General features: G+C 74.7%; 12 protein-coding genes, 2 pseudogenes and 1 riboswitch. Of the genes and pseudogenes, 7 read left to right on the top strand and 7 right to left on the bottom strand.

The window, feature by feature from the left end:
* Positions 1-98: 98 nt before the first annotated feature.
* From ACFVFR_RS13535 to ACFVFR_RS13555, 5 genes are all read right to left on the bottom strand, one after another.
* Complete coding sequence (locus ACFVFR_RS13535) at positions 99-1,277, bottom strand: hypothetical protein (protein WP_383700750.1); 1,179 nt, start codon at positions 1,275-1,277, stop codon at positions 99-101.
* Positions 1,278-1,322: 45 nt separating this feature from the next.
* On the bottom strand, positions 1,323-2,240 hold the full coding sequence (gene metF, locus ACFVFR_RS13540) for a methylenetetrahydrofolate reductase [NAD(P)H] (RefSeq protein WP_383700752.1): 918 nt from the start codon (positions 2,238-2,240) through the stop codon (positions 1,323-1,325).
* A 100-nt stretch (positions 2,241-2,340) separates the two neighbouring features.
* Positions 2,341-3,069 (bottom strand): thiamine phosphate synthase, encoded by a 729-nt coding sequence (thiE, locus tag ACFVFR_RS13545; protein WP_383700754.1) that lies wholly within the window; start codon positions 3,067-3,069, stop codon positions 2,341-2,343.
* 163 nt (positions 3,070-3,232) lie between these two features.
* The gene (locus ACFVFR_RS13550; RefSeq protein WP_383700757.1) at positions 3,233-3,598 is read right to left on the bottom strand and encodes an Rv2175c family DNA-binding protein; all 366 of its coding nucleotides are present in this window, start codon (positions 3,596-3,598) and stop codon (positions 3,233-3,235) included.
* A 353-nt stretch (positions 3,599-3,951) separates the two neighbouring features.
* Positions 3,952-5,232, bottom strand: coding sequence for an NAD(P)/FAD-dependent oxidoreductase (locus ACFVFR_RS13555; RefSeq protein WP_383700759.1), 1,281 nt, complete (start codon positions 5,230-5,232; stop codon positions 3,952-3,954).
* Positions 5,233-5,412: 180 nt separating this feature from the next.
* Positions 5,413-5,524, top strand: a riboswitch (TPP riboswitch).
* A 608-nt stretch (positions 5,525-6,132) separates the two neighbouring features.
* Here ACFVFR_RS13555 and ACFVFR_RS13560 point away from each other — a divergent pair.
* From ACFVFR_RS13560 to ACFVFR_RS13585, 6 genes and pseudogenes are all read left to right on the top strand, one after another.
* Positions 6,133-6,693 (top strand): annotated as a pseudogene (locus ACFVFR_RS13560) (FAD-dependent oxidoreductase); the annotation flags it as partial.
* Between the two features lie 159 nt (positions 6,694-6,852).
* Positions 6,853-7,449 (top strand): annotated as a pseudogene (locus tag ACFVFR_RS13565) (FAD-dependent oxidoreductase); the annotation flags it as partial.
* A gap of 257 nt (positions 7,450-7,706) precedes the next feature.
* Positions 7,707-7,925: a sulfur carrier protein ThiS gene (gene thiS / locus ACFVFR_RS13570; protein WP_383700761.1), complete on the top strand. Its 219-nt coding sequence runs from the start codon at positions 7,707-7,709 to the stop codon at positions 7,923-7,925.
* A 247-nt stretch (positions 7,926-8,172) separates the two neighbouring features.
* Complete coding sequence (locus ACFVFR_RS13575) at positions 8,173-8,916, top strand: thiazole synthase (protein ID WP_383701044.1); 744 nt, start codon at positions 8,173-8,175, stop codon at positions 8,914-8,916.
* A 152-nt stretch (positions 8,917-9,068) separates the two neighbouring features.
* A complete protein-coding gene (pknB, locus tag ACFVFR_RS13580; protein WP_383700763.1) occupies positions 9,069-11,081 on the top strand; it encodes a Stk1 family PASTA domain-containing Ser/Thr kinase in 2,013 nt (670 codons plus the stop codon).
* 106 nt (positions 11,082-11,187) lie between these two features.
* Positions 11,188-12,063 carry a deoxyribonuclease IV gene (locus ACFVFR_RS13585; RefSeq protein WP_383700765.1) on the top strand — a complete coding sequence of 292 codons (876 nt, stop codon included), beginning with the start codon at positions 11,188-11,190 and terminating at the stop codon, positions 12,061-12,063.
* A gap of 30 nt (positions 12,064-12,093) precedes the next feature.
* On the opposite strand, the gene ACFVFR_RS13590 is transcribed toward ACFVFR_RS13585, so the two are convergent.
* On the bottom strand, positions 12,094-12,717 hold the full coding sequence (locus ACFVFR_RS13590; protein WP_383700767.1) for a sulfite oxidase-like oxidoreductase: 624 nt from the start codon (positions 12,715-12,717) through the stop codon (positions 12,094-12,096).
* Between the two features lie 157 nt (positions 12,718-12,874).
* Here ACFVFR_RS13590 and bfr point away from each other — a divergent pair, with 157 nt between their 5' ends.
* Positions 12,875-13,354: a bacterioferritin gene (gene bfr, locus ACFVFR_RS13595; RefSeq protein ID WP_383700769.1), complete on the top strand. Its 480-nt coding sequence runs from the start codon at positions 12,875-12,877 to the stop codon at positions 13,352-13,354.
* A gap of 81 nt (positions 13,355-13,435) precedes the next feature.
* Here the strand turns inward: bfr and ACFVFR_RS13600 are convergent, their stop codons facing one another.
* The gene (locus ACFVFR_RS13600; RefSeq protein WP_383700771.1) at positions 13,436-13,708 is read right to left on the bottom strand and encodes a bacterioferritin-associated ferredoxin; all 273 of its coding nucleotides are present in this window, start codon (positions 13,706-13,708) and stop codon (positions 13,436-13,438) included.
* Positions 13,709-13,922: the final 214 nt, after the last annotated feature.

Genomic DNA, 13,922 nt, shown 5'->3' on the forward strand with positions numbered 1-13,922 from the left:
CTCGGGCCTGCCGAGCGGGACGGGGCAGGCCGGCCGCGTCGGGCTCGGTACGTCCGGCCCCGTGCCGGCGCCGCCCGAGCCCGACCGGGCACGCGGGCTCAGTAGCGGTACTGGCCGTCCGGGTCGTGGTGCCCGGGGTAGTACGGGTCGGGCTGGCCGGCGGACGGGGCGGGCGGCGGGCTCTCGCCGTCGCGCTGCTGCGGCACCCACGCGCCGTCCGCCGGCGTGTGCGGCGAGTACTGCGGGGGCACGGCGTATCCCTCTCCCGGGTAGCCGCCCTGGTCGTAGCCTGCCTCGCCGAGACCACCCGGGCCCGGGTCGTAGCCGGTGGCGTACCCGCCCTCGGGTCCCGCTCCGTAGCCCGTGGGCTCGGGGTAGGGCGCGGCCGGGTCGTAGCCGCCCGGCGCGTAGGAACCCTGGAGATAGGGGTCCTGCGGGTAGCCCCCCGGGGCGGGCGCCGGCTGGGTGTAGGGGTCGTGCGCGTCCTGGCCGTAGCCGCCCTGGTCGTAGGCGGGCGGGGTGCCCAGCGGGCCCGGTTCGTAGTCGTCCAGCGGTTGGCCGGTGTGCGCGTAGGGGTCGTCGGCCGGCGGGGGCGTGGGAGCGCCGCCGTAGGGCTGCTCGGCGTATCCGGCGTACGGATCGGAGCCGAAGGCGTCGTAGCCGCCCTGGCCGTCACCGGTCGGATAGCCGTGCTGGGCACCGTCGGCGTCCGGGCCCACGTAGGCCGGGTACCCGTCGTAGCCGGCCGCCCCACCGGGGTCGCCGGTCTGGCCGCTGGCGGGCGGGCCGTCGGGCGCGGCGGCGAACGGGGAGTCGGCGGAGTCGGTGCGGTAGATGCCGTAGCCGTCGGTGTCGTCGGGCAGCGGCTCGGGCTGGTAGGTGGGCGTGGCCGGGGGTTCGGCGGGCGGCGGCGGGGACTGCGGCTCGGCGTGGAGGTCGGAGACCCGCAGCGTGGGCTCGGCCGCCGGGGCGCCGCCGCGTCGGCGCCCCGTTCCGCCACTGGTGGCGCGCTCGCCACCGGCCGGGCCGCGCAGCGACCAGCCGGTGGCGAAGCCGCGTCGGAAGGAGAGCGTGACGTAGGTCTGGCCGACCGCGAAGGCCGCCGCGCCGACCCCGATCAGAGGCACCGACCGCAGGACGACGCCGACCACGACGCCGAGGAAGCCGCCGAAGGCCAGCAGCCGCCAGCGCAACCGGGCCTTGTGCTGGAGCAGCACCTCCGCGAGCAGCCACAGCGCGACGATGCCGAACGCACCGTAGAGGACCGCCCAGCCCATGTACGCCCCTCTCGTCCGGCCGCCGCGACGCGGCCGGCCTCGCCGTCAGGGCCGTTGGTGCAGCCCCAGGTTCTCGTAGATCTCCAGCGTGGCCGTGGAGTGATTCAGGGTGATGAAGTGCAGCCCGGGGATCTCTTCGGCCATCAACCGCGCGCACAGCTCGGTGGCGTAGTCGATTCCGATTGAGCGTACAGCCGCCGGATCGTCCTTGACCGCCAGGATGCGCGAGGCGAGTTCGGGCGGGAACGCGGCGTTGCTCAACTGCGCGAAACGCTCGATCTGTCGGACGTTGGTGACCGGCATGATCTCCGGAATGATCGGCGTGGAGCAACCCGCCGCCGCGACCCGATCCCGCAACCGCAGGTAGTCGTCCGGGTAGAAGAACATCTGGGTGATCGCGAAGTCGGCGCCCGCGCGGCACTTGTCGATGAAGTGACCGATGTCGGTCTCCCAGTCGTGCGAGCGCGGGTGCATCTCCGGGAAGGCCGCGACGCCGACGCAGAAGTCGCCGGACTCCTTGATCAGCTCGACGAGCTCGGCGGCGTACGAGACGCCCTCCGGGTGGCGCACCCACTCGCCCATCGGGTCGCCGGGCGGGTCGCCACGGACCGCGAGCATGTTCCGGATGCCCGCGTCGGCGTACTGGCCGATCACGTTGCGCAGCTCGGACAGCGAGTGGTTCACGGCCGTGAGGTGGGCGACCGGGGTGAGCGTGGTGTCGGTGGCGATGCGCTCCGTCGCGCGGACGGTGCCCTCGCGCGAGGAGCCGCCCGCGCCGTACGTCACGGACACGAAGGTCGGAGCGACGGCCTCAATGCGCCGAATGGCGTTCCACAGCGTCCGCTCACCCTTCTCCGTCTTGGGCGCCGCGAACTCGAACGAATACGACTGTTCACCGGATGCCAGGAGTTCGCGCACGGTACGGGCGCGATCGGTCCGGGTGGATGCTGTGCCTAGGGCCATACCAGCAGGTTATCGAGCTGCTGCCGGGGCCCCAACCCCGCGTGGCGATATGCCCGGCTAGCCCGATTCGCCCCTGTCTTCTCGGACGGCCGGCTGTCGGCTACACCGAGCGCTCCCGCACGCGGCGGGCGAGCTCGGCCGTCGCCCCGGCCGGGTCGGCGGCCTCGGTGATGGCGCGCACCACCACGACCCGACGGGCTCCGGCGTCCAGGACCTGGTCCAGGTTGGCGGTGTCGATGCCGCCGATGGCGAACCACGGGCGGTCGGAGTCGAGTGACGCCGCGTACCGCACCAGGGGCAGTCCGGGGGCGTGTCGGCCGGGCTTGGTCGGCGTCGGCCAGCAGGGTCCGGTGCAGTAGTAGTCGACGCCGGGCTCCACGGACGCGGCCCTGGCCTCGGCCTCGGCATGGGTCGAGCGGCCGATCAGCACCTGGTCACCGAGGATCGCGCGGGCCGCCGACACCGGCAGGTCACCCTGGCCCAGATGCAGCACCTGGGCGCCCGGCGGCCGGGCCGCGCGGGTGGCGAAGGCCACGTCGGCACGGTCGTTGACGGCCAGCAGCGCGCCGTGCCGGCGGCACGCCTCGGCGAAGACCGCCAGGTGGTCGAGCTCCTCGGCCGCTTCCATGCCCTTGTCGCGCAGCTGCACGACGTCCACGCCCGCGGCGAGCACCGCGTCGAGGAACTCCGGCAGGTCGCCCTGGCGCTGGCGGGCGTCGGTGCACAGGTAGAGCCGGGCGTCGGCGAGCCGCCGACGGGCGAAGGCCGCCGCGTCCTCGGTGGTCGCGGGGGCGGTGGTGCGGGTGGTGTCGGTGGCTGCGGTGGCCATGGGTGGGCGTCCCCCCGGATCAGCGGCGTACGGGCCGGGCGCGGGTGGCCGGCCCGGCCCGTACGCCGGACGGTTGCGTTCTGCTAAGGGCTGTGCGGGAGCGCGGGCGGCGGGGCGCCGGGGCCGGGCGGCCCCGGTCGGCGCCCGGCCTGGCGCGCCGGCCCTACACCGCGAGCGCCTGCGCCCGGCGCTTCACCTCCGTGCCACGGTTCTCGCGGAGCGCCTGCGCCGGCGTGCCGGGGAGTGTCGGGTCCTCGGTGAAGAGCCACTCCAGCATTTCCTCGTCGGTGAAGCCGTCGTCCCGCAGCAGCGTCAGGGTGCCCACGAGGCCCTTGACGACGCGGCCGTCGCCGATGAACTCGGCTGGCACCTGGAGCGCCCGGTTCTCGCCACGGCGCACCGCGATCAACTGGCCCTCCTTGACCAACTGCCGCACACGGGTCACCTCGACGTCGAGCAGTTCGGCGATGTCGGGGAGGGTGAGCCAGGCAGGGACGAGGGCCTCGGTCTTTGCGTCAATCTCGGTCACGGGACAAGCCTGCCATCTGGGACTGACACTCGGTAGCCGAGGTGGCCCGCCACTCCCCCGCCGTCGCCCACACCACCCGCTATGACCAGCGGTTTCGCGTGACAAGCCGACACGGACGGCCATCTGGCGGCGCCGTCGCCGGCCGCGACCGCTCCCGCGACGAACCGCCCCGGGCCACCGCCCCGTGTCCCGTAACACGCCACCGAACACCGCACCGGAGGTCCCCCACGGCGTCGGGCACGTCCCGCCGGCCCCGCCCGAGCGAACCCCGCAGGCCCGCCAGACCGGCCGGACCGACCGGACCCGCCAGACCGACCGGACCCGCCACGCGGCGGGACCGGCCGCCCCCGGCGTCAGCGGACGGCGGACTTCAGGGGGACCGACGGGTCGGCCGCGCGGGACCGGTCCAGGTGGGCGCCCTGTTCGATGAGCTTGCGGCCCTGGGTGAGGTCGCGCGGGCGGCCGACCGCGAGCAGGGCGCGCAGCGCCCCCTCACGCAGCCAGCACACACTCCAGGCGGCGCTGGTCGGGTCGCCGCGCCACACCAGGGTGTCCGCGTCCGTGTGGTGTCCCGCGTACTGCACGAACCGGCCGAACTGCTCGGACCAGAAGTACGGCACCGGGTCGTAGACCGGCCCCGTGAAGTGCGCGGCCTCGCCGCCGACGATGTGCGCCGCGACCGTGCGCGGCCCCTGGAGCGCGTTGTCCCAGTGGTGGACGAGCAGCCGCTGGCCGTAGCGGGCCGAAGGGAACGAGACGCAGTCGCCGACCGCGTACACGTCCGGGGCCGAGGTGCGCAGGGCCTGGTCGGCGAGGACGGAGCCGTCCGGCGCGAGGGCGATGCCCGAGCCCGCCAGCCACCCCGTCGCCGGCCGGGCGCCGATGCCCACCACCACGGCCTCGGCCGGCAGCCGGGTGCCGTCGGCGAGCGCGACGGAGCCGGGCTCCACCGCCGCCACCCGCGCCCCCGTGCGCAGCACGGCGCCGCTGTCGGCGTACCAGCCGACCATGTGCGCGGCCACCTCGGCCGGCAGCGCGCCCGCCAGCGGGCGGTCGGCGGCCTCGACGACGGTGACCGCGCAGCCCGCCTCGCGGGCGGCGGTCGCGAACTCGGCGCCGATCCAGCCCGCTCCCACCACGACGATGTCGTGCCGCGCCGCGAGCACCGGCTGGAGCCGCACCGCGTCGTCCAGGGTGCGCAGCAGGTGTACGCCGGGGACGCCCTCGCCGCCGGGCAGGGCGACGGGTTCGGCGCCGGTCGCGATGACCAGGTGGCCGTACGCGACGGTGCCGGCGTCGGTGTGGACCAGGCGTCGGTCCGGGTCGACCCCGGCCACCCAGCTCCCCAGCCGCAGGTCGATGCCGAGCGCGGCGAAGTCCACGTCGAAGGCGGAGCCCTCGGCCTTGCCGAGCAGGACCGCCTTGGACAGCGGCGGCCGGTCGTACGGCTGGTGGGGTTCGCCCCCGAGCAGGGTGATGGTGCCGGTCCAGCCCTGCTCACGCAGGGCGACCGCGGTCTGGACCCCGGCCATCCCGGCCCCGACGATCACGACCCTGCGGTCGTCGCCGCTCGGGTCACCGGTCACGCCGTCGCCCTCGCCGCCGCTGCGCGTCTCCTCGGTGTCCTCGCTCACGCGATCACTGTAGGGCGACGCGTGTCGCGGGCCGCAGCGCCGTGCGGAGAGATCTCCGACACAAGGTCACACGCCGTGACGCCACCCGCCCACGCGCCGGGCGCGCGATCGGTGCCCCGGCCACGGGTTGACAGACCGCTCCGTTCCGGGGCCGCCACCGCCGTACTAGGGTGGCGGGTGCACACCACTCGCGGGAGCCCGGACGCACCGGGCTGAGAGGGGGGCTGGCGGCCCCCGACCGTACGAACCTGATCCGGGTCATTCCGGCGAAGGGAGGGGCTGGACGCCCATGCACGCGTCTGCCGAAGTCGGGGCCACCACGGTCGCCCCCGCACACCACACCCCCCACACCACCGGACGACGCCCGCGCCCGAGGCGGTGCGCCGCGCGGCCCACCACACGGCACCACCCGCGCACCGGCCGACCGCCCGCGCACCGGCCGTCCGCCGGGCGACCGGCCACGCACCACCTGTCGCACGTCGCACACCGGACCACGCACCACCGTCCCCACACCGAGCGGCCGAGCGTGCGCGAGGACGCGTCCGGCCGCGGCGGGCGGCGGTTCACGGAGCGGGCCGCCGCGCGGACGGGTACGGGACCCGGGCCCGTCCGGCGGGGCCCGGGGCGCGCGCCGGCGCCGTGGGGGGTGGCATGAGGGCCGCGGATCGCACCGCCGTCGCGGGCCGGGCCCCGGCCGTGGCCAGGGTCGTCCCCGCGCACGGGACGGCGGGAGCCGGGACGTGCGGGGCCGTGCCAGGGTCGGCGGGGGCCGGGGAGGCCCGCGACGCGACGGGAGTCGAAGCGTCCGGCGCCGGCGGCGCGCTGACCGCCGGAGGTCGGGGCGCGGCGGAACCGGCCGCGCCGGTCGCCGCGCCGCGCGGCGCCGACACCCGCGCCGGTATCGACTCCGACGTGCGCTGTGACGTGCTGGTCGTCGGCGGCGGGATCATCGGCCTGGTGACCGCGTGGCGCGCGGCCCAGCGCGGGTTGCGTACCGTGCTGGCCGATCCGGCGCCCGGTGGCGGGGCCGCCCGGGTCGCGGCCGGCATGCTCGCCGCCGTCACCGAGACGCACTTCGGCGAGGAGAGGCTGCTCGACCTGAACCTGGCCTCGGCGCGCCGCTACCCCGACTTCGTCACCGAGCTCACCGAGGCCAGCGGCCAGCCCACCGGCTACCGCGCCTGCGGCACCCTGGCCGTCGCGCTCGACAGCGACGACCGCGCCCAACTCCGTGACCTGCACGCCCTCCAGCAGCGCTGCGGGCTGGACGCGCGGTGGCTGACCGGGCGCGAGTGCCGCCGCCTGGAGCCGCTGCTCGCGCCGGGCGTACGCGGTGGCGTATGGGTGGCCGGCGACCACCAGATCGACCCGCGCCTGCTCGCCACCGCCCTGCTGACCGCCTGCCGGCGCGCCGGTGTCGACTTCCGGCACTCCTGGGCGCGGCGGCTGACACTGACCGGGACGCCGCCCGAGACGCCGCCCGGGAGCGAGACCGGTCGCGGGTCCGGCAGCGGGTCCGGGGCCTGGCCCGGGGACGGGAGCGCGTCCGGCGGGGGCGGCTGGCCAGGCGGCGCGGAGCACGTCGCCGACGGGGCCGGCGTCGCGGACGCCGGGGCTGACCAGCGCGCGACGGGCGCCGTGCTCGCCGACGGCACCCGGGTCGCGGCGGATCGGGTCGTGCTCGCGGGCGGCAGCCTCAGCGGCCGGCTCGCCGGGCTGCCGGCGTACGCGGTGCCGCCGGTGCGCCCCGTCAAGGGGCAGGTGCTGCGCCTGCGCGTGCCGGCCGCCCTGGCCGCCGCCGGCCCGTTCCTCTCGCGCACCGTACGGGCCGTGGTGCGCGGCGGGCACGTCTATCTCGTCCCCCGCGAGAACGGCGAGCTCATCGTCGGCGCGACCACCGAGGAGCTCGGCTGGGACACCGCGGTCACCGCCGGCGGCCTGTACGAACTGCTGCGGGACGCGCACGAGGTGCTGCCTGGCAGCAGCGAACTGGAGCTCGTGGAAACCATGGCCGGGCTGCGTCCCGGCTCGCCCGACAACGCGCCGCTGCTGGGCCCGAGCCGACTACCCGGCCTGGTCCTGGCCACCGGCCACCACCGCAACGGCGTGTTGCTGACCCCGGTGACCGGCGACGTCCTGGCCGAGGTGCTGACCACGGGCGAACTGCCCGCGTACGCCCGGGCGTTCACGCCCCAGCGCTACGCCCCGACGGCGCCCGCGCCGCCGACGCCCGCCCCGACGGCGCACCCGCCCACCGCCCCGGACCCGCACGCCGGTCGCGCGACCAGCGCGGCCGGCGCACCGCCCGGTGACGGGTCCGTCCGTGCCGAGCCCGCACCGCGCACCGGCAGCACGAGCACGTCACCGCTCGCGCGCCCCGCGCCGGCCGTGCCCACCGGGCCCGCGCCGGCCCCGGCGCGCGGGCGGACCGCCCCGCCCGCCCGGCCGACCGACGTACCCAGGAGAAGCACGCCATGACCGTCTCCGTTCCCCTCACCGTCTCCGTCAACGGCGAGCCCCGGCAGGTGCCCGAGGGCATCACGCTCGACCAGCTCGTCGCCACGCTGACCACCGCGCCGGGCGGCGTCGCCGCCGCCGTCAACGAGACGGTCGTCCCGCGCGGGCAGTGGCCCGCCACCGCGCTGTCCGCCCAGGACCGCGTCGAGGTGCTCACCGCCGTACAGGGAGGCTGATCCGTCCCTCATGTCCCACCCCGCCCTCGACCAGCACCAGCCCCTCCCCGCCCCGCCGGGCACCGGTGCCCCGCCCGGCTCCCCGGACACGTCCCACCTATCCGGAGCGCCGGCCGCCGACGGCCCGTACGACCCGGCCGGCGCACCCGCCACCACCGGCACGCCCGCCGCGCCCGGCGTGACCGGGTTCCTGCCCGTCGCCGACCCGCTGCGGATCGGCGACCGGGAGTTCGCCTCCCGGCTGATCATGGGCACCGGTGGGGCGCCCAGCCTGGAGATCCTGGAGCGCGCGCTGATCGCCTCCGGGACCCAGCTCACCACCGTCGCGATGCGCCGCCTGAACCCGAGTGTGCAGGGCTCCGTCCTGTCCGTGCTCGACCGGCTGGGCATCCAGGTGCTGCCGAACACCGCGGGCTGCTTCACCGCCGGCGAGGCGGTGCTCACGGCCCGCCTCGCGCGCGAGGCGCTGGGCACGGAGTGGGTCAAGCTGGAGGTGGTGGCTGACGAGCGCACGCTGCTGCCCGATCCCATCGAACTGCTGGACGCGGCCGAGACGCTGGTGGACGACGGGTTCACCGTGCTGCCGTACACCAACGACGACCCGGTGCTGGCGCGGAGGCTGGAGGACGTGGGCTGCGCGGCGATCATGCCGCTCGGCTCTCCCATCGGCTCCGGGCTGGGCATCCGTAACCCGCACAACTTCGAGCTCATCGCCGAGCGGGCGGGGGTGCCGGTGATCCTCGACGCGGGCGCCGGCACCGCCTCCGACGTCGCGCTCGCGATGGAGCTGGGCTGTACGGCCGTCATGCTGGCCTCGGCGGTGACCCGCGCGCAGGAGCCCGAGCTGATGGCCGAGGCGATGCGGTACGCGGTCGCGGCCGGCCGGCTGGCCAGTCGCGCGGGGCGTATCCCACGCCGGCACTTCGCGCGGGCGTCCTCCCCCACCGAGGGCCGGGCGGACTTCGATCCGGAGCGGCCCGCGTTCGACTAGCGACCCGGACGGCGGGCCCGGCGCCCACCGGCGGCGCCGGGCCGGCCGCGCGCTGTCGGCCGGGCGCTGACGGTCACCGTTCGGCTTCAGTCGCCGCCGGTGGCGACGCTGGTGAGTTCGCGTGTCGTGCCCGGCTCGTAGACTTCCCTGTCGTGGATACGACCCTGCAGGACCCGCTCGTCGGGCAGGTACTCGACGGCCGCTACCGGATCGAGGCGCGGATCGCCGTCGGCGGCATGGCGACGGTCTACCGGGCCGTCGACACCCGGCTGGACCGCGTGCTCGCGCTCAAGGTGATGCATCCGACGCTGGCCACCGACGACGCGTTCGTCGAGCGGTTCATCCGGGAGGCCAAGTCCGTGGCCCGGCTCGACCACCCCAACGTGGTGGGCGTCTTCGACCAGGGCACCGACGGCACGTACGTCTACCTCGCGATGGAGTACGTGGCCGGGTGCACCCTGCGCGACGTCCTGCGCGAGCGCGGGGCCCTCCAGCCACGCATCGCCCTGGACGTCGCGGAGCCGATCCTGGCTGCCCTGGGCGCCGCGCACCTGGCCGGGCTCGTGCACCGCGACATGAAGCCGGAGAACGTGCTGATCGGCGACGACGGCCGGGTCAAGGTCGCCGACTTCGGGCTGGTGCGCACGCTGGACGCGGCGACGAACACCTCCACCGGCGCGGTCCTCGGCACCGTCTCCTACCTGGCCCCCGAGCAGATCGAGCACGGCACGGCCGACACCCGCGCGGACGTGTACGCCTGCGGCGTGGTCCTGTACGAGATGCTGACCGGCGCCAAGCCGCACACCGGCACCACCCCGGCGCAGGTGCTCTACCAGCAGTTGCACGAGGACGTGCCGCCCCCCTCGCGCGGCGTTCCCGGCCTCGCGCCCGAGCTGGACGAGCTGGTGGCCGGCGCGACCGCGCGCGACCCCGAGCTACGCCCGGCCGGCGCCGTGGAGCTGCTGGGCCTGCTGCGCACCGCCCGCTCGGGCCTGACCGACGCGCAGCTCGACGTCGCGCCGCCCCGGGCCAAGGCCGGCACGCTGGACGCCCCGGTGCCACGCAAGGGCAGCGGCCCCGAGGACCGTACGAGCGTGATCCCCCGGGCCGCCGCCGCGCGGGCCGCGCACACCCGGCGCCAGCCGACGCCGCTTCCCGAGCCGGGCGGGGCCGACGACTCCGGGACGACCAGCCACACCCGCGTGCTGCGCCCCCGACTGCTGCCCGAACGCCCGGTCAACGACGAGGCCCCGCCCCGGGCTCCGCGCCGCCGGCCGGGCGGGCTGCGCATGCCGCGCCGGCCGATCCTGATGTCGCTGACGGCGCTGCTGCTGGTCTTCGGTATCGGGCTCGGTGTCTGGTACATCAACTCCGGCCAGTTCACGCACGTGCCGGCGGTGCTGAGCATGGAGCAGGAGCAGGCCGAGAAGAAGGTCCGGGACGCGGGGCTGGACGTGCGGATCAAGCGCGACTTCAGTGACGTCGTGGACGAGGGGCGGGTCATCTCGACCCACCCGAAGAGCAACGCCCGCATCCGCAACACCGGCACGGTCACCCTCACCGTCTCGCGCGGCACGGAGACCGCCGAGGTGCCGAACGTGGCCGGCATGCCGCTGAAGGACGCCCGGAAGAAGATCGAGGACGCCGGGCTGAGCCTGGGCAAGGTGACCAGGCGGTTCAGCGAGGAGACGCGGCGCGGGGACGTGCTGGGCTCGGAGCCCAAGGCGGGCACGGAACGCCGCCCGGACTCGGCCGTCGCGGTCGTGGTGAGCAAGGGAGCGCCCGTCGACCTGCCGGACGTCGTCGGCGACACGTTGGAGGACGCCGAGAGCGAGCTGCGGGACGCCGGTCTGGAGGTCAGGGTCGCCGAGGAGCGGGTGTTCTCGGACGAGGACGAGGACAGCGTCGCCCTGCAGAACCCGCCCGGGGACTCGCGCGTGGCCGAGGGCGACACGATCACGCTGACCGTGTCCAAGGGTCAGGAGATGATCGAGGTGCCCGACGTCGAGGGCGACAGCCTCGACGACGCCAGGGAGAAGCTGGAGGACGTGGGCTTCGAGGTCGGCGTCAATCGCTTCTTCTTCGGCGACACGGTCTTCGACCAGTCGGTCGACGGCGGCGACGAGGCGCCGAAGGGCAGCAAGATCACTCTGCGGGTCCGCTGACACGGCGGACGTCGTCCGCCTCCGGCCCGCCGCGCGGCCGGTCCGGGTGGTCCACGCCACCCGGGCCGGCGCCCCGCGCGGCGGACCCGCCTGGCACCCTGGGTGGGTGAGCACGTCTGCCATCCGCACCCGCAATCCCGTCGGCGGTCACGTCCCCGTCGCCGGTGGGCTCGCCTCCGTGGGCCTGTCGTACGCCCGTGACCTGGGCGCCGAGACCGTCCAGGTCTTCGTCGCCAACCCGCGCGGCTGGGCGACGCCGTCCGGCGATCCGCGTCAGGACGAGGAGTTCCGCGCGGCGTGTGCCGCCGAGTCCCTTCCGGCGTACGTCCACGCCCCGTATCTGATCAACTTCGGCTCGCACACCGAGGCGACGGCCGAGAAGTCGGTGGACTCGCTGCGGCACTCGCTGCGCAGGGGCCGGGCCATCGGGGCGCTCGGGGTGGTCGTGCACACCGGTTCGGCCACCGGTGGCCGGCCGCGCGAGGTGGCGCTCGCGCAGGTCAGAGAGCGGATGCTGCCGTTGCTGGACGAGCTGACGCACGAGGACGACCCGTGGCTGCTGCTGGAGCCGACGGCGGGGCAGGGCGCGTCGCTGTGCGCGCTGGCCGAGGATCTGGGGCCCTACTTCGACGCGCTCGACCGGCACCCACGCCTTGGCGTGTGCCTGGACACCTGCCACGCGTTCGCCGCCGGACACGACATGGCGGCCCCGGGCGGCACCAAGGCCCTGCTGGACGAGCTGGTCGAGGTGGTGGGCCGGGGGCGGCTGAGGCTGATCCACGCGAACGACTCCCAGGACGTCGTGGGCGCCCACAGGGACCGGCACGCGAACATCGGCGCCGGGCACATCGGCGCCGACGCGTTCGGCGAGCTGTTCACCCATCCGGCCACCGACGGCGTGCCGCTGGTGATCGAGACGCCGGGCGGCAAGGAGGGGCACGCGGCGGACGTGGCCCGGCTCAAGGAGCTCCGCGCCGGCTGACGCGCGGCGAGCCCGGGCGGGGCCCCTCGGTCACAGCTCGGGGCCGTCGCCCGGCTCCTCCTGGTAGGAGTAGCGCTGCTCACGCCAGGGGTCGCCGAGGTTGTGGTAACCGCGCTCCTCCCAGAAACCGCGCCGGTCGGCCGTCATGTACTCCACGCCGCGCACCCATTTCGGGCCCTTCCACGCGTAGAGCTGGGGCACGACGAGACGGACCGGAAATCCGTGCTCGGCGGTCAGCGGTTCGCCGCCCTTGTGCGTGGCGAAAATCGTGCGCTCGGCAGCGAAATCCGCGAGGCGCAGATTCGAGCTGAATCCGTATTCCGCCCACACCATCACATGGGTGACGTCATCGGCCGGTGGAGCGAGTTCCAGGAACAGTCGGGCCGCTACGCCGCCCCACTCGGCGCCCAGCATGCTGAACTTCGTCACGCAGTGCATATCGGCTTCGACGGTGGAGTACGGAAGGGCCGCGAATTCCTCGTGGTTCCAGCAGTGCTTGTCCCCGTCGGCGGTCGCGCCGAATACCCGAAACTCCCAGCGGTCAGGGCGAAACCTGGGCACCGGGCCGTAGTGGGTGACCGGCCAGCCCCGTTGGAGCCGTTGTCCCGGAGGTAGCTGTCCCTGCTCCCCTTCACGGCTTTCCGGCTGACCCATGCCTCCATGGTGTCAGACCGTGGGGTGTGCTCGTGACCAGCGGCTCTGCTATTCGGGCAACTCATACTAAGCATGCACTTACTGGACGGTGTCGCCGGCGCGGTGCGAGGATGCGCGCGAACTCCCGTTCCCGCTTGGATTGGAAGGAGTCTCTGCGATGCAGGGCGACCCCGAGGTCATCGAATTTCTCAACGAGCAGCTCACCGGTGAGCTCACCGCGATCAACCAGTACTTCCTGCACGCGAAAATGCAGGAGAACTTCGGCTGGACCAAGCTCGCGAAGTACACCCGCCACGAGTCGTTCGACGAGATGAAGCACGCCGAGGTGCTGACCGACCGGATTCTGTTCCTGGAGGGCCTGCCCAACTACCAACGACTGTTCCACGTCCGGGTGGGACAGACGGTGACCGAGATGTTCCAGGCCGACCGCCAGGTCGAAGTGGAGGCGATCGACCGCCTGCGCCGGGGCATTGAGGTCATGCGGGCCAAGGGCGACATCACCTCGGCGAACATCTTCGAGAGCATCCTCGAAGACGAGGAACAGCACATCGACTATCTCGACACGCAGCTTGAGCTGATCGAGAAACTGGGTGAGCCGCTGTACATCGCCCAGCTCATCGAGCAGCCGGACAGCTAGGTCGCCCCGGCCCGGGACTCGCGCCGCCACCGACGGCGCGGACACCCCGGCACGCCCGACGGAAGGCCGGAGCCCGTGGCGTCAGGCCGCCTCGGCGGCCGGCAGGGGCTCGGGCACGGCGGGCTGCTCCGCGGCCAGCGCGGTGGCCGCGCCGTCCGCGCCGAGCTGGTCGAGGACCGCGCGCCGGGGGCATCCCGCGCCCCGCCCGAGAAGCGCCTGGATCCGGCGTACACAGGAGCCGCAGTCGGTGCCCGCCTTGCTGGCGGAGGCTATCTGGCGAGGGGTGCACGCACCGCTCTCGGCATGCGCCCGCACCTGCTGCTCGGTGATGCCGAAGCATGAGCAGACGTACACGCGGTCACCCCCGGACGGGATTGATAGGGAAACCTCATCGTCATTGATCGCTGAGGTTACCCTTACCTTACCCGGCACCCGACGGGGATAACAGTCGGGGTCACGGCAGTGGGGGGGGGGGGGGGGCGGCCCCCCCCCCCCCCCCCGGGGGGCGGCGCCCGGGCGGAGGGCGGGGGCAGCGAGAGCCGCCCGGAAAACCCCGGGCCACAGAAGG

It is taken from the genome of Streptomyces sp. NPDC057702, from assembly GCF_042799315.1.
Lineage (GTDB): Bacteria > Actinomycetota > Actinomycetes > Streptomycetales > Streptomycetaceae > Streptomyces.

Bases quoted from the DNA above. Each gene is read 5' to 3' on its own strand.
- ACFVFR_RS13535 (WP_383700750.1), bottom strand. From the start codon at position 1,277: ATGGGCTGGGCGGTCCTCTACGGTGCGTTCGGCATCGTCGCGCTGTGG.
- metF (WP_383700752.1), bottom strand. From the start codon at position 2,240: ATGGCCCTAGGCACAGCATCCACCCGGACCGATCGCGCCCGTACCGTG.
- thiE (WP_383700754.1), bottom strand. From the start codon at position 3,069: ATGGCCACCGCAGCCACCGACACCACCCGCACCACCGCCCCCGCGACC.
- thiS (WP_383700761.1), top strand. From the start codon at position 7,707: ATGACCGTCTCCGTTCCCCTCACCGTCTCCGTCAACGGCGAGCCCCGG.
- ACFVFR_RS13575 (WP_383701044.1), top strand. From the start codon at position 8,173: ATGGGCACCGGTGGGGCGCCCAGCCTGGAGATCCTGGAGCGCGCGCTG.
- ACFVFR_RS13590 (WP_383700767.1), bottom strand. From the start codon at position 12,717: ATGGGTCAGCCGGAAAGCCGTGAAGGGGAGCAGGGACAGCTACCTCCG.
- bfr (WP_383700769.1), top strand. From the start codon at position 12,875: ATGCAGGGCGACCCCGAGGTCATCGAATTTCTCAACGAGCAGCTCACC.